Annotated in this window: 21 protein-coding genes and 1 pseudogene; 13 read left to right on the top strand and 9 right to left on the bottom strand. The window is 63.5% G+C overall.

All coding sequences use genetic code 11. From position 1 onward, the window contains the following. Positions 1-239 precede the first annotated feature (239 nt). The 4 genes from KHO33_RS22655 (at position 240) to KHO33_RS22640 (ending at position 7,133) form a co-directional block, all read left to right on the top strand. The gene (locus tag KHO33_RS22655; protein ID WP_200566441.1) at positions 240-1,745 is read left to right on the top strand and encodes an efflux transporter outer membrane subunit; all 1,506 of its coding nucleotides are present in this window, start codon (positions 240-242) and stop codon (positions 1,743-1,745) included. 131 nt (positions 1,746-1,876) lie between these two features. Beyond that, entirely contained in the window at positions 1,877-3,028 is a 1,152-nt protein-coding gene (locus KHO33_RS22650) for an efflux RND transporter periplasmic adaptor subunit (RefSeq protein ID WP_200566440.1), read from the top strand. Positions 3,029-3,040: 12 nt separating this feature from the next. After that, positions 3,041-6,094 carry an efflux RND transporter permease subunit gene (locus KHO33_RS22645; RefSeq protein WP_200566439.1) on the top strand — a complete coding sequence of 1,018 codons (3,054 nt, stop codon included), beginning with the start codon at positions 3,041-3,043 and terminating at the stop codon, positions 6,092-6,094. A 214-nt stretch (positions 6,095-6,308) separates the two neighbouring features. Beyond that, positions 6,309-7,133: an IclR family transcriptional regulator gene (locus tag KHO33_RS22640; RefSeq protein ID WP_054041981.1), complete on the top strand. Its 825-nt coding sequence runs from the start codon at positions 6,309-6,311 to the stop codon at positions 7,131-7,133. A gap of 89 nt (positions 7,134-7,222) precedes the next feature. Here the strand turns inward: KHO33_RS22640 and KHO33_RS22635 are convergent, their stop codons facing one another. Beyond that, complete coding sequence (locus KHO33_RS22635; protein ID WP_200566438.1) at positions 7,223-8,413, bottom strand: M20 aminoacylase family protein; 1,191 nt, start codon at positions 8,411-8,413, stop codon at positions 7,223-7,225. Positions 8,414-8,505: 92 nt separating this feature from the next. On the opposite strand from KHO33_RS22635, the pseudogene KHO33_RS42955 reads away from it, so the two are divergent. Continuing rightward, positions 8,506-8,607, top strand: a pseudogene (locus KHO33_RS42955) (LysR family transcriptional regulator); the annotation flags it as partial. Positions 8,608-8,613: 6 nt separating this feature from the next. On the opposite strand, the gene phnN reads toward KHO33_RS42955, so the two are convergent. Genes phnN through phnF form a run of 3 tightly spaced genes read right to left on the bottom strand, consistent with a single transcriptional unit; the run spans position 8,614 to position 10,708 of the window. Then, positions 8,614-9,204 (bottom strand): phosphonate metabolism protein/1,5-bisphosphokinase (PRPP-forming) PhnN, encoded by a 591-nt coding sequence (gene phnN / locus KHO33_RS22630; RefSeq protein WP_200566437.1) that lies wholly within the window; start codon positions 9,202-9,204, stop codon positions 8,614-8,616. A 2-nt stretch (positions 9,205-9,206) separates the two neighbouring features. Then, the gene (locus KHO33_RS22625) at positions 9,207-9,953 is read right to left on the bottom strand and encodes a DUF1045 domain-containing protein (RefSeq protein WP_200566436.1); all 747 of its coding nucleotides are present in this window, start codon (positions 9,951-9,953) and stop codon (positions 9,207-9,209) included. Beyond that, a complete protein-coding gene (phnF, locus tag KHO33_RS22620; protein ID WP_200566435.1) occupies positions 9,950-10,708 on the bottom strand; it encodes a phosphonate metabolism transcriptional regulator PhnF in 759 nt (252 codons plus the stop codon). Before phnF ends, KHO33_RS22625 begins: the two co-directional genes overlap by 4 nt. Before the next feature lie 181 nt (positions 10,709-10,889). On the opposite strand from phnF, the gene phnG reads away from it, so the two are divergent. From phnG to KHO33_RS22585, 7 genes are all read left to right on the top strand, one after another. Beyond that, positions 10,890-11,375: a phosphonate C-P lyase system protein PhnG gene (phnG, locus tag KHO33_RS22615; RefSeq protein WP_200566433.1), complete on the top strand. Its 486-nt coding sequence runs from the start codon at positions 10,890-10,892 to the stop codon at positions 11,373-11,375. Then, positions 11,375-11,986 (top strand): phosphonate C-P lyase system protein PhnH, encoded by a 612-nt coding sequence (gene phnH / locus KHO33_RS22610; protein ID WP_200566431.1) that lies wholly within the window; start codon positions 11,375-11,377, stop codon positions 11,984-11,986. The genes phnG and phnH overlap by 1 nt, the downstream gene beginning before the upstream one ends. After that, entirely contained in the window at positions 11,986-13,131 is a 1,146-nt protein-coding gene (locus KHO33_RS22605) for a carbon-phosphorus lyase complex subunit PhnI (protein ID WP_200566429.1), read from the top strand. The genes phnH and KHO33_RS22605 overlap by 1 nt, the downstream gene beginning before the upstream one ends. Beyond that, positions 13,128-14,051 carry an alpha-D-ribose 1-methylphosphonate 5-phosphate C-P-lyase PhnJ gene (locus KHO33_RS22600; RefSeq protein ID WP_054041994.1) on the top strand — a complete coding sequence of 308 codons (924 nt, stop codon included), beginning with the start codon at positions 13,128-13,130 and terminating at the stop codon, positions 14,049-14,051. The genes KHO33_RS22605 and KHO33_RS22600 overlap by 4 nt, the downstream gene beginning before the upstream one ends. Next, positions 14,048-14,818: a phosphonate C-P lyase system protein PhnK gene (phnK, locus tag KHO33_RS22595; RefSeq protein ID WP_054041997.1), complete on the top strand. Its 771-nt coding sequence runs from the start codon at positions 14,048-14,050 to the stop codon at positions 14,816-14,818. The genes KHO33_RS22600 and phnK overlap by 4 nt, the downstream gene beginning before the upstream one ends. 8 nt (positions 14,819-14,826) lie before the next feature. Continuing rightward, a complete protein-coding gene (phnL, locus tag KHO33_RS22590) occupies positions 14,827-15,606 on the top strand; it encodes a phosphonate C-P lyase system protein PhnL (RefSeq protein WP_200566427.1) in 780 nt (259 codons plus the stop codon). A 106-nt stretch (positions 15,607-15,712) separates the two neighbouring features. Then, entirely contained in the window at positions 15,713-16,846 is a 1,134-nt protein-coding gene (locus KHO33_RS22585) for an alpha-D-ribose 1-methylphosphonate 5-triphosphate diphosphatase (protein WP_200566425.1), read from the top strand. Between the two features lie 8 nt (positions 16,847-16,854). Here the strand turns inward: KHO33_RS22585 and KHO33_RS22580 are convergent, their stop codons facing one another. Further along, on the bottom strand, positions 16,855-17,145 hold the full coding sequence (locus KHO33_RS22580; RefSeq protein WP_054042000.1) for a hypothetical protein: 291 nt from the start codon (positions 17,143-17,145) through the stop codon (positions 16,855-16,857). Between the two features lie 106 nt (positions 17,146-17,251). On the opposite strand from KHO33_RS22580, the gene KHO33_RS22575 reads away from it, so the two are divergent. Further along, positions 17,252-18,022: a glycosyltransferase family 2 protein gene (locus KHO33_RS22575; RefSeq protein WP_200566424.1), complete on the top strand. Its 771-nt coding sequence runs from the start codon at positions 17,252-17,254 to the stop codon at positions 18,020-18,022. Between the two features lie 85 nt (positions 18,023-18,107). On the opposite strand, the gene KHO33_RS22570 is transcribed toward KHO33_RS22575, so the two are convergent. The 4 genes from KHO33_RS22570 to KHO33_RS22555 form a co-directional block, all read right to left on the bottom strand. Beyond that, on the bottom strand, positions 18,108-19,115 hold the full coding sequence (locus KHO33_RS22570) for a lysylphosphatidylglycerol synthase transmembrane domain-containing protein (protein WP_200566423.1): 1,008 nt from the start codon (positions 19,113-19,115) through the stop codon (positions 18,108-18,110). Positions 19,116-19,245: 130 nt separating this feature from the next. Next, a complete protein-coding gene (locus KHO33_RS22565; protein WP_200566485.1) occupies positions 19,246-19,671 on the bottom strand; it encodes a lytic transglycosylase domain-containing protein in 426 nt (141 codons plus the stop codon). Positions 19,672-19,769: 98 nt separating this feature from the next. Then, positions 19,770-20,120: a hypothetical protein gene (locus KHO33_RS22560; RefSeq protein WP_200566422.1), complete on the bottom strand. Its 351-nt coding sequence runs from the start codon at positions 20,118-20,120 to the stop codon at positions 19,770-19,772. A 14-nt stretch (positions 20,121-20,134) separates the two neighbouring features. After that, positions 20,135-20,443, bottom strand: coding sequence for a hypothetical protein (locus KHO33_RS22555; protein WP_234475312.1), 309 nt, complete (start codon positions 20,441-20,443; stop codon positions 20,135-20,137). Positions 20,444-20,464: the final 21 nt, after the last annotated feature.

The raw sequence follows: 20,464 nt of genomic DNA, 5'->3' as shown, positions 1-20,464 counted from the left end.
ATCCATGCAAACCCTGAGTGCTGAGTCGACGCACGTGCCTGTCTGAAAGCCCGCCAAGCGCCCTGACTACGTGATCTCGTGCGCAAGCGCGGCGATCGGCCATGCTAGGCTACGCGTAGAAATGTCCCGCGTGGTATAAATTGCGGCGTCGGGAAAAGAAACATCGAAAGTTCAAGTTGCCTGAATATCCGCGTCCGCTCTGTCGTTTAGGTTAAACGCAGGCGACATAAGGTGGATCGATGATCGACGTTATCCAGCGTATTGTCCGGCAGCGGCGCCTGTGCGTCGCCTTATGCGGCTGCGCCGCAGTCGCCGGCTGCATGGTCGGTCCCGATTACCGTACTCCCCCCGCGCCCGCTACCGACACCTACACTGCCTCACCACTGCCCGACCAGACGGCCTCGTCTCCAGGCGCCGCCGGCTTGCCGCAGCGCTTTGTGCCGGGACAGGACATTCCCGCCGCCTGGTGGGCGCTGTTTCATTGCGAACCGCTCGACGCGCTGATCCGTCAGGCCCTCGTCAACAGTCCAAACATCACCGCGGCGCAAGCCGCATTGCGGCAGGCACGCGAAAACTTCTCGGCGCAAGCAGGCGGCACCCTTCTGCCTAGCGTCGACGCGCAACTTGGCGCCACGCGCGAAAAACTGAACGGCATCTCGTTCGGCGAGCCCGGCGTGGTCGACGAGTTCAATCTGTACAACGCGTCGGTGAACGTGTCGTACAAACTCGACGTGTTCGGCGGCTCGCGGCGTGAGCTCGAAGCGTTGCACGCGCAAATCGATTACCAGCGTTTCCAGTTGCAGGCCGCCTATCTCGCGATGTCCGCCAACATCGTGACCGCGGCCGTCAAGGAAGCGTCACTGCGCGCGCAGATCGAGGCAACCGAGCGGATCGCCGCGGAAGAAGACGAGCAATTGGGCGTGCTCGGCAAGCAGTTCGAACTGGGGGGCGTGGGCCGCACGGCGGTGCTCTCGCAGCAGACCCTCGTCGCGCAGACTCGCGCCACGCTGCCGCCGCTGCAACAGCAACTCGACCAGACGCGTCACCAGCTCGCCGTGCTGGCCGGTCAATTGCCCAGCGACGCCACCTTGCCTGAATTCAGGCTCGAGATGTTTTCGTTACCCGAAACGCTGCCTGTGAGCCTGCCGTCGGCACTCGTGCAGCAGCGGCCCGACATCCTCGCCGCCGACGCCGTGCTGCATCAGGCCAGCGCGCAAGTCGGCGTGGCGACCGCGGCGATGTATCCGCAGATCACGCTGTCCGCCAGCTACGGCGCCGAGGCGCTGACGCCGGCCCAGGTGTTTAAGGCCGGCAGCACGATCTGGAGCCTCGGCGCCGGTCTGCTGCAACCGGTCTTCCACGGCGGGCAACTGAGTGCGCAGAAGCGCGCGGCCGAGGCGGCGTACGAACAGGCCAATGCGCAATATCGTGAAACGGTGCTGCTGGCGTTCCAGAACGTCGCGGATTCGCTGCGCGCGCTCGATCACGACGCGACCGGTCTGAAAGCGCAGACGGACGCCTGGCGCTCCGCCAGCGATTCGCTGGAACTCACGCGCGGGCAGTATCGCGTCGGCGGCGTGAGCTACCTGGCGCTACTCGATGCCCAACGTCAGTACCAGCAGACGGTGGTGAGCCTCGCGCAGGCCCAGGCCTCCCGCTACGCAGACACCGCAGCCCTCTTCCAGGCGCTCGGTGGCGGCTGGTGGAACGCCGCCGCGCCGAGCTCCGCTGCGACGACGCAATGACTGATGCAATGACTGACGCATTGACATAGCCAGACAGAACGCTCGCCGTACCGCTCTTTGCAACACGCGCTGTCAGACACGAAGGCATGCAAAGTCCGGCGCTTCGCCCAATGCCGTGCAAGGACATCACGATGACCGAAAGAAAACCGATGACGAAGCGGATGGTGATCATGCTGATCTGTGTCGGCCTGCTGCTGGCCGCACTCGTCGGCTTCAACCAGTTCCGCTCGTATATGTTCGCCAAGTTCATGGCGGGCAACGCGGCGCCGCCCGCCACCGTTTCGGCGGTCGTCGCCGGTTATCAGTCGTGGCAACCGCAATTGGCGGCGGTCGGCAGTCTGCGCGCCGTGCGCGGCGTCGACGTCACCACCGAAGTCGCGGGCCTCGTGCGCGAGGTGGCGTTCAGCTCAGGGCAGGAAGCGAAGGCCGGGCAAGTCCTCGTCAGACTCAATGCCGACAGCGACGTGGCGCTGCTGCAGTCGCTCCAGGCAGCAGCGGAACTCGCACAGACGGTCTACACGCGCGACAAGGCGCAGTACGACATCAAGGCCATCGCCAAGGCGCAGCTCGATGCGGACGCTGCCGATCTGAAGGGCAAGAAGGCGCAAGTCGCGCAACAGGCTGCGCTCGTCGACAAGAAGACCATCCGCGCACCGTTTGCGGGGCGCCTCGGCATCACCACGATCAATCCCGGCCAATACATCAATCCTGGCGATGCGATCGTCACGCTGCAGGCGATCGATCCGATCTACGCCGATTTCTACCTGCCGCAGCAACAGCTCGGCCAGCTCGCGATCGGCCAGACCATCGTGGTCGACACCAACGCGTTTAGCGGCCAAACATTCGTGGGCAAGATCCAGTCGCTCAGCCCGAAAGTCGACAGCACCACGCGCAACGTGCAGATCGAAGCGAGCGTGGACAATCACGAGCGCAAGCTGCTGCCGGGCATGTATGCGAACGTGAAGATCGACGCGGGCGCCGGACAGCGCTACCTCACGCTGCCGCAAACGGCCATCACATACAACCCCTATGGCGCAACCGTGTTCGTCGTCAAGCCGGGCACACAAGCCAATGCGCAAGGCAAGAAGCTGCCCGTCGCGCAGCAGGTGTTCGTCACGCCAGGGCCGACGCGCGGCGATCAGGTTGCGATCCTCAAGGGCGTCGAGGCCGGCACGCAGGTCGTGACGAGTGGGCAGCTCAAGCTCAAGAACGGCACGCCGCTCGTCATCAACAACAGTGTGCAGCCCTCGGACAGTCCGAACCCGACGCCGCAGGAACAATAGAGAGACCGCGCGATGACATTCACCGATCTCTTTATCCGGCGGCCCGTGCTTGCATCGGTCGTCAGCCTGCTGATTCTCGTGCTCGGACTGCGCTCGCTGGCCACCCTGAAAGTCAGCCAGTATCCGCAAACCGAAAACGCCGTCGTGACGATCAGCACGGCCTACTATGGGGCGAACGCCGACACCATCGCCGGTTTCATTACGCAGCCGCTCGAGGCGGCGATCGCTCAGGCGCAAGGCATCGACTACATGTCGTCGACGAGCAGCACCGGCGTGTCGACCATTACGGCCACGCTGCGCCTGAACTACGATGCGAACCGCGCGCTAACCGAGATCAACACGCAGATCGGCTCGGTGCGCAACCAGTTGCCGCCGCAGGCGCAGCAGCCGGTGCTGACGGTACAGACCGGGCAGACCACCGACGCGATGTACATGGGCTTCTACAGCGACGTGCTGCCGAGCAACAACGTCACGGACTATCTGCTGCGTGTTATCAAGCCCAAGCTCGATTCGATCGAAGGCGTGCAGACGGCGGAAATTCTCGGCGGACGGCAGTTCGCGTTACGCGCGTGGCTTGATTCGACGCGGCTCGCCGCGCACGGCGTGACGGCAAGCGACGTCTTCACGGCGCTCGGCAACAACAACTACCTCGCGACACTCGGCACGACGAAGGGGCAAATGGTCAGCGTCGACCTGAACGCAGGCACGGACCTGCATACCGTCGACGACTTCAAGCAACTCGTCATCAAGCAGAAAAACGGCGCGATCGTGCGCCTCGAAGACGTCGCGAACGTCGTGCTCGGCGCCGACAGCTACGACTTCAACGTCGCGTTCAGCGGCAAGCGTTCGGTGTTCATCGGCATCAAGGTGGCGCCGGACGCCAATATCCTCGATGTCGCCAAACGTGTGAAGGCCGTGTTTCCCGGGCTGCAGAAGCAGTTTCCGACCGGCATGACCGGTGAGATCGTTTATGACGCGACCGACTTCGTCAACACGGCCATCGTCGAGGTGATCAAGACGCTGGTCGAGGCGCTGCTGATCGTCACCGCGGTGATTTTCCTGTTCCTCGGCAGTTTCCGCGCGGTCATCGTGCCGCTGATCGCGATGCCGTTGTCACTCATCGGCACGTTCTTCGTGATGCAGTTGCTCGGCTATTCGATCAATCTGCTGACTCTGCTCGCGCTCGTGCTCGCGATCGGGCTCGTCGTGGACGACGCGATCATCGTCGTCGAAAACGTCGATCGCCATATGAAGGAGGAAGGCAAGGCGCCTTTCGACGCCGCGCTGATCGCCGCGCGCGAACTCGGCGGACCAATTCTCGCGATGACTGTCGTGCTGATCGCCGTGTATGTGCCGATCGGTTTTCAGGGCGGCCTGACCGGCGCGCTCTTCACCGAGTTCGCCTTCTCGCTCGCCGGCGCGGTGACCGTGTCCGGTGTGATCGCGCTGACTTTGTCGCCGATGATGTGCTCGCGCTTCTTCCGTGCGGATCAGGAATCGGGGCGCTTCGCTCGCTTCGTCGACCGCCAGTTCGAACGCGTCCATCGTGGCTATGGCCGCCTGTTGCACTCGACGCTCGACACCTGGCCCGTGTTCACCATCATGGGCGCGCTGCTGCTCTGCGGCACGGTCTACCTGTTTATGACCTCGAAAGCTGAGCTTGCGCCGCAGGAGGATCAGGGCATCGTCCTGTCGCAGATCCAGGGGCCGCCGAACGCGACCATCCAGCAGATGCAGATGTACGCCGACCAGGTGTTCGATATCTCCAAGGCACTGCCCGAATACGCGCAGATGTTCCAGCTCACGGGTGCGCCGACACTCAACCAGGGTATCGGCGGTGTGCTGTTCAAGACATGGGACCAGCGCAGCAAGGGCGCGACCGCCTTGCAGCAGGAATTGCAGCAGAAATGGAATCAGATTTCAGGTGCGCGCGTCGCGGCGTTCCAGTTTCCGCCGCTGCCGGGCTCGCAGGGCCTGCCGGTGCAATTCGTCATCAGCACGACCGAGCCGTTCGAGAACCTCAACGAAGTTTCACAGGCAGTCCTGCAAAAAGCCCGCGAAAGTGGGATGTTTTTCTTCGTCGACAGCGATCTCAAGCTCGACAAGCCGGAAGCCACGCTCGTGGTCGACCGCGACAAGGTCGCCTCCCTCGGGCTCTCGCAGAGCGACGTCGGGCAAGCGCTCGGGTCGGCGCTTGGCGGCGGCTATGTCAACTACTTCTCGATCGCCGGACGCTCGTACAAGGTGATTCCGCAGGTCCTGCAGACCGATCGTCTGAATCCTTCGCAGGTGCTCGATTACTACCTGCGCACGCCGGATGGCAGCGTCATGCCGGCTTCGACGATTGCGCATCTCGAACACAACGTGGTGCCGGAATCGATCAACCACTTCCAGCAACTCAACTCGGCGACGATCTCGGGCGTGATCGTGCCGGGCGTGTCGCAAGGCGAAGTGCTCGATTTTCTGCGTAAGGCGACTACCCAGGTCGCACCGGCAGGTTACGCAGCGGACTATTCGGGCCAGTCGCGGCAGTTCGTGCAGGAATCGGGCGGCTTCGTCATCACGCTGCTGCTCGCCACGATCATCGTGTTCCTTGCGCTTGCCGCGCAATTCGAAAGCTTTCGTGACCCGATCGTGATCCTGGTTTCGGTGCCGATGGCGCTGTTCGGTGCGCTCATCTTCATCAACATCGGCTTGACCACGCTGAACATCTACACGCAGGTCGGGCTCGTCACGCTGATGGGGCTCGTCAGCAAACACGGCATCCTGATCGTCCAGTTCGCCAACGAGTTGCAACACGCCGGGAAGTCGAAGCGCGAAGCCCTGGAAGAAGCGGCGGCCGTGCGGCTGCGCCCGATTCTGATGACCACCGCGGCGATGGTGCTCGGCGTCGTGCCGCTCGTGTTCGCCTCGGGCGCGGGCGCCGCGGGCCGCAATGCAATGGGGCTCGTGATCTTCACGGGGCTCTCGATCGGCACCCTTTTTACTTTGTTCGTGGTGCCTGCGATGTATATGTTCCTCGCCGCCGATCATCATCGGGACGCTGCCGCGCAGGAGGCGAGTTAGCGTTTAACCCAGCTTCCAAGCCTATGAATTATTTATAATCAATGGCTTAGCCATTTGGCGCAAGGTAGATTTCACTCGCGGCGACCTAGGCGCTGAAGCGGGCAAAGTTGGCGAAACAAAAGGCTTACGCTATCGTCACGCCTTTGCACCGCATCGCGCCGGCTGAAACGCGCGAACGCTACGCGCCCTTCTTCGAACGCATCTTTCAAGGTCCATGAGCAAAGCCCTGCCACCGCCTTCTGCCGTTCCTGCCAGCGCCGAACCGGCCGCGGACAAACCGGGCGACTCGTATGTGCAGTCGTTCGCGCGCGGCCTCTCGGTGATTCGCGCGTTCAATGCCACCCGCCCCGAACAGACGCTCACTGACGTCGCCGCCGCCACCGGCCTGACACGCGCCGGCGCACGCCGCATTCTGCTGACCCTGCAGACGCTCGGCTACGTGGAGGCCGAAGGCCGCCTGTTCCGCCTCACGCCGAAGATTCTCGATCTGGGTTTCGCGTATCTGACCTCGATGCCGTTCTGGAATCTCGCCGAACCGGTGATGGAAAATCTGTCGTCGCAGGTTCACGAAAGTTGCTCGGCGGCCGTGCTCGACCGCACCGAAATCGTCTACGTGCTGCGCGTGCCGACGCACAAGATCATGACCATCAACCTGTCGATCGGCAGCCGCTTGCCGGCGTATTGCACGTCGATGGGCCGCGTGCTGTTATCCGCGCTCGACGATGAAGCGCTCGAAGCGACCCTGAGTTCGTCGCCGCTCTACGCGCATACGCCGCGCACGGTGACCGACAAGGAAGAGCTGAAAAAGCTGATCGCGCAGGTGCGCCGCCAGGGGTGGGCGATCGTCGACCAGGAGCTGGAAGGCGGTCTGATTTCGCTGTCCGCGCCGATTCGCAACCGCCAGGGGCGCGTGATCGCGGCGATGAACATCAGCGGCAATGCTCAGCGCAATTCGGCCAAGCAGATGGTGAAGGCGTTTCTGGAGCCGCTGCAGCAGGCCGCGCAGACGGTTTCGGAGATGGTGGCGCGGCGCGGTTGATTGCGCGCCGGTGGCTTCGATCAGGGCGCGCGCTTCTCGCGCGCGCGCCCATTGCGCCTGACGCGGCGCTCATTAGCAATCCGGGCGCTTCATTGCCTTAGGTACCGCTCCACCAGCCGCGTCCAGAATGCGGCTCCTACCGGCAGATTGCGGTCGTTGAAATCGTAATGAGGGTTGTGCACCATGCAGCCGTCTTCGCCCGCCCCATTGCCGATCCGCAGGAACGTGCCGGGCCGCTTTTGCAGCATGAAGGCGAAATCTTCGCTACCCATCAGGATGTCGGTCTGCTCGACCACTTTGTCGTCGCCAACCAGCTCGCGCGCCACCTGCACCGCGAAGTCCGTTTCGGCATCCGAGTTGATCACCACCGGATAGCCTTCGATATACTCCACCACCGCCTTGCCGCCATAGCTCGCGGCCTGGCTTTCGGCGAGTTCGGTAATGCGTTTTTTCAGCAGCGCGCGCACTTCAGGGCTGAATGAGCGCACGCTCAATTCCAGCTTCGCGCTGCTCGAAATCACGTTGTTCGCGGTGCCCGCATGCATCGAGCCGACCGTCACCACCGCCGGCTGCGACGGGTCGACGTTACGCGCCACGATCGTCTGCAAGGCCATCACGATGCTCGCCGCCACCACCACCGGATCGACCGTCAGATGCGGACGCGCCGCATGGCCGCCAACGCCTTCGATCGTGATGATCGCCTTGTCGCCCGCCGACATGAACGGCCCCTTGCGGAACAGCATCACGCCCGGTTCCGCGCCCGGATGGTTGTGCAGACCGAACACGGCGTCGCACGGAAAGCGCTCGAACAGGCCGTCGTTGATCATCTTCATCGCACCGCTGTCGATGCCGCTTTCTTCGGCCGGCTGGAAGTACAGATGCACGGTGCCCGAGAAATTGCGCGTGGTGGCAAGGTGTTGCGCCGCGCCGAGCAGCATCGTCGTGTGGCCGTCATGGCCGCAGGCGTGCATCTTGCCGTGCGTGCCGCTTGCATACGGCAGACCGGTTTGTTCGATGATCGGCAGCGCGTCCATGTCGGCGCGAATGCCGATGCTGCGCGTGCCGTTGCCCACCTTCAGCGTGCCTACCACGCCGGTTTGACCGACCCCGCGCGTAACCTGCCAGCCCCATTGTTCGAGCTTCTCGGCCACCAGCGCGCCGGTTTGCACTTCTTCGTAGGCCAATTCCGGATGGTGATGGATGTGATGGCGGATCTCGCGCAGGCTTTCGGTTGCAGGCGCCAGGTCGGACACTTCAGTAAATCGCGCGGCTTCGCTCATCTATCGCTCCATGGAATTCACGCCGCATGACGCGGCAAACAGACGAGCACTATAGCCACGCCATCTTGTTCGAACAAGATACTGGTCTTTTTAGCGTCATCTCGCGGCGTGATTTGCTGCCCACGCCGGCGGTGCAGCAGTTTGTATCGTGTTTGCAGGAAGCAACCCGGGAGCGCATGGCGGCGCCCGGGTAGTCGAGCCTAGCGAACGTGCGGAACGCGGGAAACGTCGCGAATGTCGCGAATATTGGCCCCCGCCTGCAAAAAAGCGATCAGCGCGTGCCCCGCGTCTTCCAGTGCCCCGGAGTTATCGATCGTTGTGCACCGAACCCCTTCCGGCAATGAAAACGGTGCCCGTCGTGCAAGCCTGGCCGCAACCTGCTCCGCCGACTCACGCGCCCGCGCGCCGAGCCGTGCTTCGAGGATATGCGGCGCGGCGTCCACATGCACGACTTCCGTGCGCGGATAACGCGCCAACGTATGCTGCAAATGCTGGCGCGAACCGTTGACGACGACCGTGCAGCCGCGCGCAAGCCATGCATCGATCTCGATACCGATGCCATAACGCAGTGAATGGCTCGACCATTCGAGTGCGAACAGACCGAGCACCGAACGCGCCGCGAATTCCTCGACGCTCAACGCAACATGCGCTTCACCGTTGCCGCTCGGCCGCGTGATGTAGCGATGCGCAAACAGAATCGGCTCGCCCATCAGACGGCTGCGCGCGAAACTGAGCAATGAATCCTTGCCCGCGCCGGACGGCCCCATTACATAAATCAAGCGACCTGCCATTGTTATTTCACCTCGCGGGTCTGAAACGGCACGCGCTGCCACAGGACGAACGGCTCACCGGGCGCGGGTTCGACAAAGAGCGCCGCGTGATCGACCGCGAGCGGCCCGAGCGCGGACGTTTGCGCCTGCCACCACGCAACCAGCGTTGCGCGCTCGTCAGCATCGGTGAGAGAACTGGAGAGCGTCATGTGAAAACGGAATTCGTCGAAGACGTACGGATAACCCCATTCGATCAGCAGCGCACGTTGCCGTTCGCTCAACGGCGCGGCGAGACGGCGGCCGAGATCGGCCGCAGAGGGTCTGGCGCGCAGTGCATCGAGCGAGCGCAATGCACTTGCGGCAACAGCACCAATGTTTGCTTCGCCGTTCTGATCCGCGGGACGCAGCGCGACGAAATCGCCGAGCGTTGCGGCTTCGACCGGCAATGCGAATGGGCTTTGCGTATGCGCCCATTGACGCGTCGCTTCCAGCACATGCTGTTGAGTCACGCCTTCAGCGAGACGAAAGGGCGCGACCAGTGTGCCGTGCCAACCATAGCGACGCGGTGCTTCGGTTAGATCCGCCAGCGGACGCGTCAGGCCTTCGGGTTGCGGCGATACACAGCGCTCGCCGCTTTCCGCGTCACGCTCCAGCCACGCCGAACCGGCGCGCCACCATGCCGACTCGCGCGACGGCGCGTAATAGACCGCGAAACGTGCGCCGGTGCTCCATTCGATCTGATCGCCGGTGTTCCTTACCACCGCGTTCATACCTCGTGCTCCACCAGCAACTGCACACGGTCCGCCGCAAAATGCGTGAAGCCGTATTTAATCGGTGTGCCTTCCAGATCGACGTCGACGTTTTCGACCCACAATACGGGCTGCTGCCGATTGATATTCAAACGCCGTGCCACTTCCGGCTCAGGCAACACGCTGCCGATGCGGCTCCACTTACGCAGATAATCGGTTACGCCCAATTCGGCCATCGCCTTGGTCACACCGCCGGTACGCTCCAGCACTTCCGGCAAGTCCGGGAAACGCCCGGCCGGATACCAACTGCGCGCGAACGTGAGCGGCACGCCATCCGATTCGTGCAACGTCTCGATCCGGTAGACCGCGGCGCCGGCCCGCAAGCTAAGCGCCTTCGCCACATTCGGCTCGGCCTTCACGCGTGCGGACGACAACATCGTGCCCGCCGCCGCATGATGCTGCTGCCGCAAGTTTTCTGTAAACCGCGTGCGCCGTCCGATCGTATAGTCGATCGCGCCGGGCTGCACGAAGGTGCCACGTCCCTGCTCGACGCTGACGAGGCCCAATGCAGCAAGACCGAGCATGGCGCGGCGCACGGTATGCCGGTTCACGTCGAAGCGTTTGGCCAGTTCGCCCTCGCTCGGCAAACGGCCGTCTTCGCCAAAGCCGCTCGCTGCAATTTCCGCTGCCAGAATCTGTTCGATCTGCCGCCAGACGGCAACGCCCGCGCCGCGTTCGAGCAGCGTGCCCGGCGTCGCGTTGTCGTTCGATGTCATGGTGCTGTCATTCCCTTGGGTTCAAATATTCGCTATGCCATGCATTGTAGTGCGCAAGCCGTGATGGAAATGTGAAACGGCGCCCATGCGCGACAACGCTCCGCAAGCATACCCTTAAACGTCTAGACGTTTAGATGAATAGATGCTTAAATGTCCACTCGCTGGATCAACAGGAATTTCGATGAGTGCCACTTCCGCCTCGCCTTCCTCCGCCACGCGGCGCGCATGGATGGCCGTGCTGGCCCGCACCCCGCGCGCCGATCTCGAAGCCGCGCTTGAACGCGCGCTGCAAGGCGCTCCACCCCCTGCTTACGACTGGCTGCGGCCACCCGAAATCGGCCTCGCGATGGTGCGTGGCCGCGTCGGCGGCAGCGGCGACCCGTTCAATCTCGGCGAAGCCACCGTTACGCGCGCCACGTTGCGTTTGCGCAGCACGGGTGATACAGCCGCAGCCGTCGGCGTGGCGTGCCATCTGGGCCGCGACCGCCGCCGCGCCGAACTGGCAGCGCTTGCCGACGCGTTGCTGCAAATGCCCGAACATCACACCGCCTTGCACCAGCAACTGATCGCGCCGTTTGCCGAACAGCAAGCCGCACAACGCGCCGAACGCAGACAGGACGCCGCAGCCACACGCGTCGAATTCTTCACGATGGTCAGAGGCGACTGATGGAAAACTCGCAGATAGCATTGTCTACCTTGACGCCCGGCTTCGCAGACCCGGTCCACGACACTCAGGCGGTATTCCGCACGCTGCTCGACGCACTGTCGCGTCCGGGCACGGTGGGCGTCGTCGAAAAAGGCTTGCCGGAGGTGCGGGCCACTCGCGCCGCGCTCGCCGCCTTCGCCGCGCTGCTGACCCTGTGCGACTACGCCACGCCCGTCTGGCTCGCCCAACCCGATACGGCGCTGGGTTCGGCATTGCGCTTTCATACCGGCGCGCCGCTCGTCGACGAACCGGGACTTGCCGCCTTCGCCTATATCCACGACGCAAGCGCAATGCCGGCGCTGGAAAGCTTTGCGCTCGGCGAAGCGGAATCGCCTGAGCACTCGGTGACTTTGCTGATCCGCGTCGACGCGTTGACAGGTGGCGCACCGATCGTGCTCAGCGGTCCCGGCATTCAGCACACCACGACGATCGCGCCGATCGGTCTGCCCGAGCACTTCTGGCGCGAACGCGCCGCCCTCGCGCCGCTGTTTCCGTGCGGCATCGATTGTTATCTCGTCTGCGACAGCACGTTGATCGGCCTGCCGCGCACAACTCAAGCGAAGGTGAACTGATGTACGTTGCCGTTAAGGGTGGAGAACGCGCGATCGAGGCGTCGTGGCGTCTGCTCGACAAGTCGCGCCGCGGCGATACGCGGCTGGCCGAGCTCAGCGTCGCGCAGATTCGCGAGCAATTGCGCCTCGCCGTCGCGCGAGTGATGACCGAAGGTTCGGTCTATGACGAAGAACTCGCCGCACTCGCGATCAAGCAGGCCGCGGGCGATCTGGTCGAAGCGATCTTTCTGCTGCGTGCGTATCGCACCACGTTGCCGCGTTTCGGTTATACGCAGGCGATCGACACGGAAGCCATGGAGGTTGAGCGCCGTATTTCGGCAACGTTCAAAGACGTGCCCGGCGGGCAATTGCTCGGCGCGACTTACGATTACACGCAACGTCTGCTGGATTTCGCGCTGCTTGCCGAAGGCGATGCCGGAACCGATGCAACGGCAACTCCGGCTTCCATTCAAGCCGCTCAGTGCGAAGTTGAAGCCATGCCGCGCGTGGTCACGCTGCTCGACAAGGAAGGCCTGATCGAACAGGAACGCCCCACGCCGGACGCGCCGAAACCCGGTGACCTCTCGCGCGAGCCGCTCGCATTTCCCGCGAGCCGCGCCACGCGTTTGCAGAATCTCGCCCGCGGCGACGAAGGCTTCCTGCTCGCCATGGGCTACGCCACGCAACGGGGCTATGCGCACACGCATCCGTTTGCCGGCGAGATCCGCTTCGGCACGATCGCCGTCGAAATGGAACTCGACGAACTGGGCGAAGCCGTTGAAATCGGCGATATCGATGTCACCGAATGCCAGATGATCAACCAGTTCGCCGGCAGCAGTGAGGTGCCGCCTACTTTCACGCAAGGCTATGGTCTCGCGTTCGGACACTCGGAACGCAAAGCGATGGCCATGGCGCTCGTGGATCGTGCGTTGCGCGCCGAGGAACTCGGCGAAACGCTCGCCTCGCCGACGCAGGACATCGAATTCATGCTCTCGCATAGCGATAACGTCGAAGCGTCCGGCTTCGTTCAGCATCTGAAGTTGCCTCACTACGTCGACTTCCAGTCCGAACTCGAACTCGTGCGGCGACTGCGCGCGCAACACGGCGCAGAGGGCCAGGCCCAGGGCAAGAGTCAGGATCACGATCAGCAGGAGCAAGCCGCATGAACGCGCCGGCCACATCTCACACCACCGCCTCGTACGACAGCGCCGCGGACGGCTACAACTTCGCCTACCTCGACGAACAGACCAAGCGCATGCTGCGCCGCGCGTTGCTCAAGGCGGTCGCCGTGCCGGGCTATCAGGTGCCGTTCGGCTCGCGGGAAATGCCCCTGCCGTACGGCTGGGGCACGGGCGGCATTCAGGTGACCGCGGCGATCATCGGCAGGAACGATACGCTGAAGGTCATCGATCAGGGTTCCGACGAAACCACCAACGCGGTCAACATCCGCCGCTTCTTCGCGCGCACCACCGGCGTGGCGACCACGCGCCGCACGACGGAAGCGACGATCATCCAGACACGTCACCGGATTCCGGAAGCGCCGCTCACCGACAAGCAGATTCTGGTCTATCAGGTGCCGATGCCTGAACCGCTATACAGGCTGGAACCGCGCGCCACGGAATGCAAGAAGCTGCACGCACTGGCTGATTACGGGTTGATCAGCGTGAAGCTGTACGAGGACATCGTGCATCACGGCAGCATCGCCACCACATACGACTACCCGGTGATCGTCAACAACCGCTATCTGAGTTCGCCTTCGCCGATTCCGAAGTTCGACAACCCGAAGATGCATATGAACCCCGCGCTGCAATTGTTCGGCGCCGGCCGCGAACGGCGCATTCACGCGATTCCGCCGTACACGCCCGTGCGCAGTCTCGACTTCGACGATCATCCGTTCGAGGTGCAGAAGTGGCAGCACGCGTGTGCGCTGTGCGGATCGACGGAAAGCTTCCTCGACGAAATGATCGTCGACGACGCCGGCAAGCGCATGTTCGTTTGCTCGGATAGCGACTACTGTCACGAACGCCGCGGCGATCAGGACCTCGAGCTGCCGGCCTACGAAGCGCGCAAAGGAGAAACCGCATGACGCCGCTGTTGAGCGCCCGTTCGCTCACCAAACAATTTGGCGGCCGCAACGGCTGCAGGAACGTCAGTTTCGATCTGTATCCGGGTGAAGTGCTTTGCATCGTCGGTGAATCCGGCTCGGGCAAAACCACGTTGCTCAATGCGCTCGCGCTGAAAACCGAAACCGATAGCGGCTCGCTCCACTACACGGCCACGCATGGCGAAAAGCTCGATCTGCTCGCCCTGTCCGAACCGCGCCGGCGTCTGTTGATGCGCACCGAGTGGGGCTTCGTGCAGCAGAATCCGCGCGACGGCCTCCGTAGTGGCGTCTCCGCCGGCGCGAATATCGGCGAGCCTTTGATGGCCGTCGGCGCCCGCCATTACGGCGACATCCGCCACACTGCAACGCAGTGGATGGAGCGCGTCGAACTCGACGCCACCCGCATCGACGAATTCCCGGCGGCATTTTCCGGCGGCATGCAACAGCGTTTGCAGATCGCGCGTAATCTCGTCACCGGTCCGCGCCTTGTTTTCATGGACGAGCCGACCGCCGGTCTCGATGTCTCGGTGCAGGCGCGTCTGCTCGATTTGCTGCGCACGTTGACGTCCACGCTGCATCTGTCGGTGCTGATCGTGACGCACGATATCGGCGTGGCGCGCCTGCTCGCGCATCGTTTGATGGTCATGCAAGGCGGCGAAGTGGTCGAGTCCGGCCTGACGGACCAGGTGCTCGACGATCCGCAGCATCCGTACACGCAAACGCTGGTTTCCTCGGTTCTGCCGGTTTGAGGCTCACAATGCGATCCATTGAAACAAGCAAGGAATTCCACGCCACCGAACGCGCGTTCATCGAGAACAACGCACTGATGCTGCGCGCGGTCGGCATCGGCAAGACCTTCACGCTACACGGCCAGGGCGGCGTGCAGATCGAGGCGCTCGCGGACGTGTCGCTCGATGTCGAGCGCGGCGAGTGCGTCGTGCTGATCGGACCTTCAGGCGCAGGCAAGAGCACGCTGCTGCGCTGTCTGTACGGCAACTACCTGGCGAGCGCGGGCTCGATTGCCATTCGCGATGCGGCGGCGGAAGACAACCTGCCGGTGTCGATCACCGGCGCCGAGCCGCACGACGTATTGCGCCTGCGCCGCGGCGTGGTCGGCTACGTCAGCCAGTTTCTGCGCGTGATTCCGCGCGTGCCGACGCTGACGCTCGTCGCCGAACCGCTGCTGTCGCGCGGCGTGGCCGAAGACGAAGCCCGGGCGCGTGCGGCAGCCCTGCTGGCGAGATTGAACGTGCCCGAGCGGCTGTGGTCGCTTGCGCCCGCCACCTTCTCCGGCGGCGAACAGCAGCGCGTGAACATCGCCCGCGGTTTGATCGCCGGGCATCCGCTGCTTCTGCTCGACGAACCCACGGCCTCGCTCGACGCGGAGAACCGCGACGTGGTTGCCGATCTGATCGTCGAAGCACGCGAGCGCGGCGCGGCGATCGTCGGCATCTTTCACGACGAAGATACCCGCAACAAGGTGGCCGCGCGCCGTCTTGAACTCCAGCCGCCTTTGCGTCCGCAGTTGCGTCACTAACTGACACGAAACGGCACTAAACTGAACCACTGAGCTGAAACGCTGGGTCGAGCACTGAACCGAAACACAGCGGTGCAACACTCAGGACAGACTACGGAGCAAGTCGATGTTGATCAGGAACGCTCGCATCGTGACGCGAGACGAAGTATTTACCGGTGTGATACGCATCGAAGACGGCGTGATTCGTGACGTCGAGCGTGGCACGACCTCGGCGCGCGAAGCGGAAGATTGGGACGGCGACTATCTGTTGCCGGGTCTGATCGAACTGCACACGGACAACCTCGAGAAGCACCTGGCGCCGCGTCCGGGCGTGCAATGGAATACCGACGCCGCCTTCGTGATCCACGACGCGCAAGTGGCGGCGGCCGGCATCACCACGGTGTTCGATGCCCTCGCGATCGGTTCGCGCTCGAACGTAGGGCTGCGCGGCCGCGATCTGCAAACCCAATGCGCCGAATCCCTCGCGCGCTTCTCCGAGCGCAAGCTGCTGCGCGCCGAACACTTTCTGCACCTGCGCTGCGAAATCGCCACGGCCGACGTAGTCGAGGTATTCGATTCGTTGTGCGGGCATCCGCTGCTGCGGCTTGCCTCGGTAATGGATCACACGCCCGGCCAGCGTCAATGGCACGACCGCGAGCAATGGCGTCGTTTCCAGGAGCGCAACGGCAAGCTAAGCGATGAACACGTGGCGACCGCGCTGGCCGAACTGTCCGTGGAACAGGAACGTTACGCCGACGCGCACCGCCACGAGATCGTCGCGCGCTGCAGCCGGCTCGGCATTCCGGTGGCGAGCCATGACGACACGCTGATCGAGCACATCGAACAGGCCAAGGCTGAAGGCATTGTGCTGGCCGAATTCCCGACTACCCGCATCGCCGCCGAGGCGGCACGCGAACACGGCATTTCGACCATCATGGGGGCGCCGAATATCGTGCGCGGCGGCTCGCATTCGGGCAACGTCTCGGCCCTCGAACTGGCGAAGGCGGACTTACTCGATATCCTGTCCTCGGATTACGTGCCGTCCAGTTTGATGACGGCCGTGTTCGATCTGGTGAGCAAGGCCGGCTGGACTCTGCCGCGCGCCATGGCGACGGTTTCCGCCGAGCCGGCCCGCACGGCGGGCCTGCATGACCGCGGGGTGATTGAAGCGGGTTTGCGCGCGGACTTCGTGCGCGTCACGATGCTCGACACGCTGCCGGTGCCGCGCGCAACGTATCGCGCGGGGGCACGGATCGTCTGATGCTGTTGTTACGCCTCGCTAGTGACGGGCAGCAGCGGTTCCACCGCGGCCCAGCGTGTCCAGCGGGGTGTCTGGTCAGGCGCTTCGACGCGCAAGGTGCGCGAGCCGTCGCCGAAAACCAGGGATTCGATAATGAATGCGCTCCCCTCTTCAATGCCGGCGTCGCGCACGTGACCGGATTGGTAAGTGAAACTGAGATTGCCTTCGCGCAACAACTCAAGGTAGGTGTCGAAGTCAGTCGTTGACGAACGTGTGGCCCAACGATTCAGGAGGGTGGCGGCGATTTCGGCGTCGTACATTCTGTACCTCTCTGGACATATGCCGTGCCCTGACTATAGCTGAAAAACAAGCTTTGTGCTGCAGCGCACCATTGTTGATCCATTGTTGATCTTTACTGCCCTTTACATGACCGCTCGCGCCCCGCTCAGACCTCCTCCACGAATCTCCTGCGTCATTTGCGCGTACAACGAGGCGCCCCGCATCGGCACGGTGCTGGCGGTGGCATGCGCGCATCCTTTGCTCGGCGAAGTCATCGTCGTGGACGATGGTTCGACCGATGGCACCGCCGACGTGGTCGAGCGTTTCGCGTCGGCGCGGCTGATCCGATGCGCCGAGAACCGTGGCAAAAGCGCCGCCATGGCAGCCGGCATCGCCGCTGCGCGTGGCGAACTGCTGATGCTCCTCGATGCCGACCTGAAGGGTCTGACCGCCGGGAGCATCAGCGCGCTCGCCCTGCCCGTCCTGCAGGGCAGCGCGCAAGTGAGCATGAGCCTGCGTCAGAACAGCCTGCTGGCATTCCGCGCCATCGGCCTCGATTTCGTCTCCGGCGAGCGCGTGGTCAAAAAAGCGTTGCTCAGCGAAGTCCTGCAGGAGGTTCACGGCATGCCGCGCTTCGGGGTCGAAGTGTTCATGAACCGCCGCATCATCGCGCGCCGTCTGCGGATTGCGGTGACGCACTGGCCGCACGTCACGCAGGCTCGCAAAACCGAGAAGCTCGGCTACTGGAAGGGCATGCGCGCGGAATGGCGCATGATCGCGGACCTGCTGAAGGCGGTCTATCCGCTCGCGCTGATTTCGCAGACCTTTCAGATGCTTCGCTTACGCAGTGAGCAGGACTCACGCGCGAGTTTTGCGGCACGCATGCGCAAAGTGCCCGATACCGATAGTCCGCGCTGAAGCGCTTACCGAACGAACCTGACGAAGCCCGTTAGCCGTGAGCAGTGAGCCGCACCGTGCCGTTCACGTCCGGCCCTCCCAGGTTTCAGTCGGCCGCCGACAGTGGATTGCGCCCCCTCGTTGCAAGCGCAACGAAACCTGCCGCGCCCAGCGCCAGCGGGCTGTAAAGCGTCGCGAAACGCCACAGCACCAGCGCCGTCGCGATACCCGCACGCGGCACCCAGCTCGCGAATGCGGCAGCGAGCGCGATATCGCCGGTGCCACCACCCGCGGGCACGCCGGTCCACAACGCGGCATGCAGCACGACCGCCTGCACGGCCAGAACGAAACCCAAGGGCAGCCGGTAACCGAGTTCGCGCAAGATAAACCAGAGGGCGCCATAGCGCAGCAACCACTGCAGCGTGGTGAGCAGACACAACGCGGCAAGCCGCCACTTGGGCACGGCGAGCAGTTCCAGCCATTGCCGGCGAACGCTATGGAAAAACCGGCTCAATCTCGCGCGGCGCTCGTTGAGCCAATGAACGCGCCGGCCGGCCGCGTCCAGTGCCGCCGCCACACGCCGACGATTCATCCAGCAGACGCCGATAACGCATGCGGCGCCGGCCAACCCGCCGAACACGAGCGGCGCGCTCTCGCGCGGAATCACTTGCGTCAACGGCCCGAAGGCAAACAACAGGGAAATCGGTACGGCGCTCGTGAAGAACGCGAGATCGAGCGCCTGATCCGCGCCGACGACCGTCGTCGCCAGCGACCAGGATGCGCCGGCGCGCTGCAGCAGGCCGATATTGACGCCGTAACCCGCCGCGCCCAACGGAGAAGCGAGGAACGCGAAATCGGTAGCCAGCGTGATGGCAAACGTGCGCAGGAAACTGATCCGGAAACCGAGCGCGGTCTGCATCAGATGCAGCTTGCCCGCTTTTGCCATCGCGCTGATCGCAGCACTCGCGGCAAGCGCGGCGAATACGTAGAGAGAGACGTTACGCAGTCCGGCGAACGCCGCGTGCGAATTGAGAACGAAAGGCGCGCCGACGGCGAGGCCGATACCGGCAAGCGCCACCAACACCGCCGCTTTACGCGTATGGGATCTGATCAACGAAGGCCTCAGCAAGTACAGCTTGGCCCTGCTTTCTTCGCACGATGCAGCACGCATGAGGCTGCGCCGTACGTGAAATCGAGGCCGTCCGGGGGCCTCATGATAACCACGCGACGCTGCGTTTTCGTGACTAGCGATCGGCGAGCAGCGCCTGGCGGGCGGGCGGCAACTGCCCCCATCCGACCAGCACCTGCTGGATGCTGCGGGCGTAGGCGTCACGCTGCTTCGGGGTTTCCGAGTGGTACGCGCCGATCGCGCGCCAGGTATTGCCGTACTTGACCATCTTCTGCTTCAGCAGCCATGCGGCCACATACACGTTCACACACGGATCGGTCAACGCGCGATGCGGCACGCCCTCGCGCTTGAGGTCGCCGAAATGAATCGAATTGATCTGCAACTGGCCGACGTCGATCGAACCGTTCGCGTTCTGGTGAATCGCGTCCGGGTCGCCCTTCGATTCGTACCATGCAACCGCGCGCAATACCCAGGGATTGACGCCCTGATAGGCCGCGGCCTCATTGAAGCAATCGTCGGCCGCATGGGCCGCGCCGCACATCGACAGCCACGCTAGCGCGGCACAGAAGAGTTTCAAGGACACGATTCATCCTTCCGCTTGATAGCGGCAAAAGTGGTGAGCTCCACGCCGCGGGCAAATTACTTAGCCAACGCCAGATCGATTTGCCGTTGCACGGAGTCGAGGTACGTATGCGAAGCATCGGAGACGACGAGCCGGACGGCCGGCAGCGGCGCTCCCTTGCGCTCCTGCGTCTGGTTCGGCGCATGCGACTTCTTTCGATGCGTCGTCGGCTTCACCGGCAAATCATCATCAGCGCCACTCGACGGCGGCAGCATCGCAAGCGTTGGCAACGGCGGATAAACCTTGTCCGCCGCCGGGGGAAACGTGGCAGGAAACGCGCCCGCCGACTGCAGATCCGTTCCCGGCTGGCCCGCAAAAGCAGGCGCGGCGAGCAGCGTGACCGCCGTCAGTAAGGTGATTCGAAGCATCGCGATAGCCTCCTTCATTGCACCGTCCTGATCGACACGCTATACGGCTGACCCAGACCGGCGGTTCGATTCTCGAAGCTCACCTTCGACATGCGTTGCGCAGGCACCCCCTTCCATACTGCCTGGTTCAGATACGCGAAATCCTGACCCAGCGCGGTGACCAGCACGACCGTGGACTGCTGTTGCGCGGCAGCCAGTGCGCCTGCCTTGGTCAGCACGGCAGTGAGTTGCGGGTCATGCGCGCCGAGCGCATCCGGCGGAATCTCGAAGCTGATGACCTCGTTAGGCGCCTTGTCCGGATGCGCGGCATTCTGCGCAGGCATCTGTGCGCACCCGGCCAGCGC

Source organism: Paraburkholderia nemoris (assembly GCF_905221015.1).
In the GTDB taxonomy this organism is placed as follows: domain Bacteria; phylum Pseudomonadota; class Gammaproteobacteria; order Burkholderiales; family Burkholderiaceae; genus Paraburkholderia; species Paraburkholderia nemoris.
Note: the sequence above shows the minus strand (reverse complement) of the source record. Positions and strands in the feature narration are given on the sequence as shown.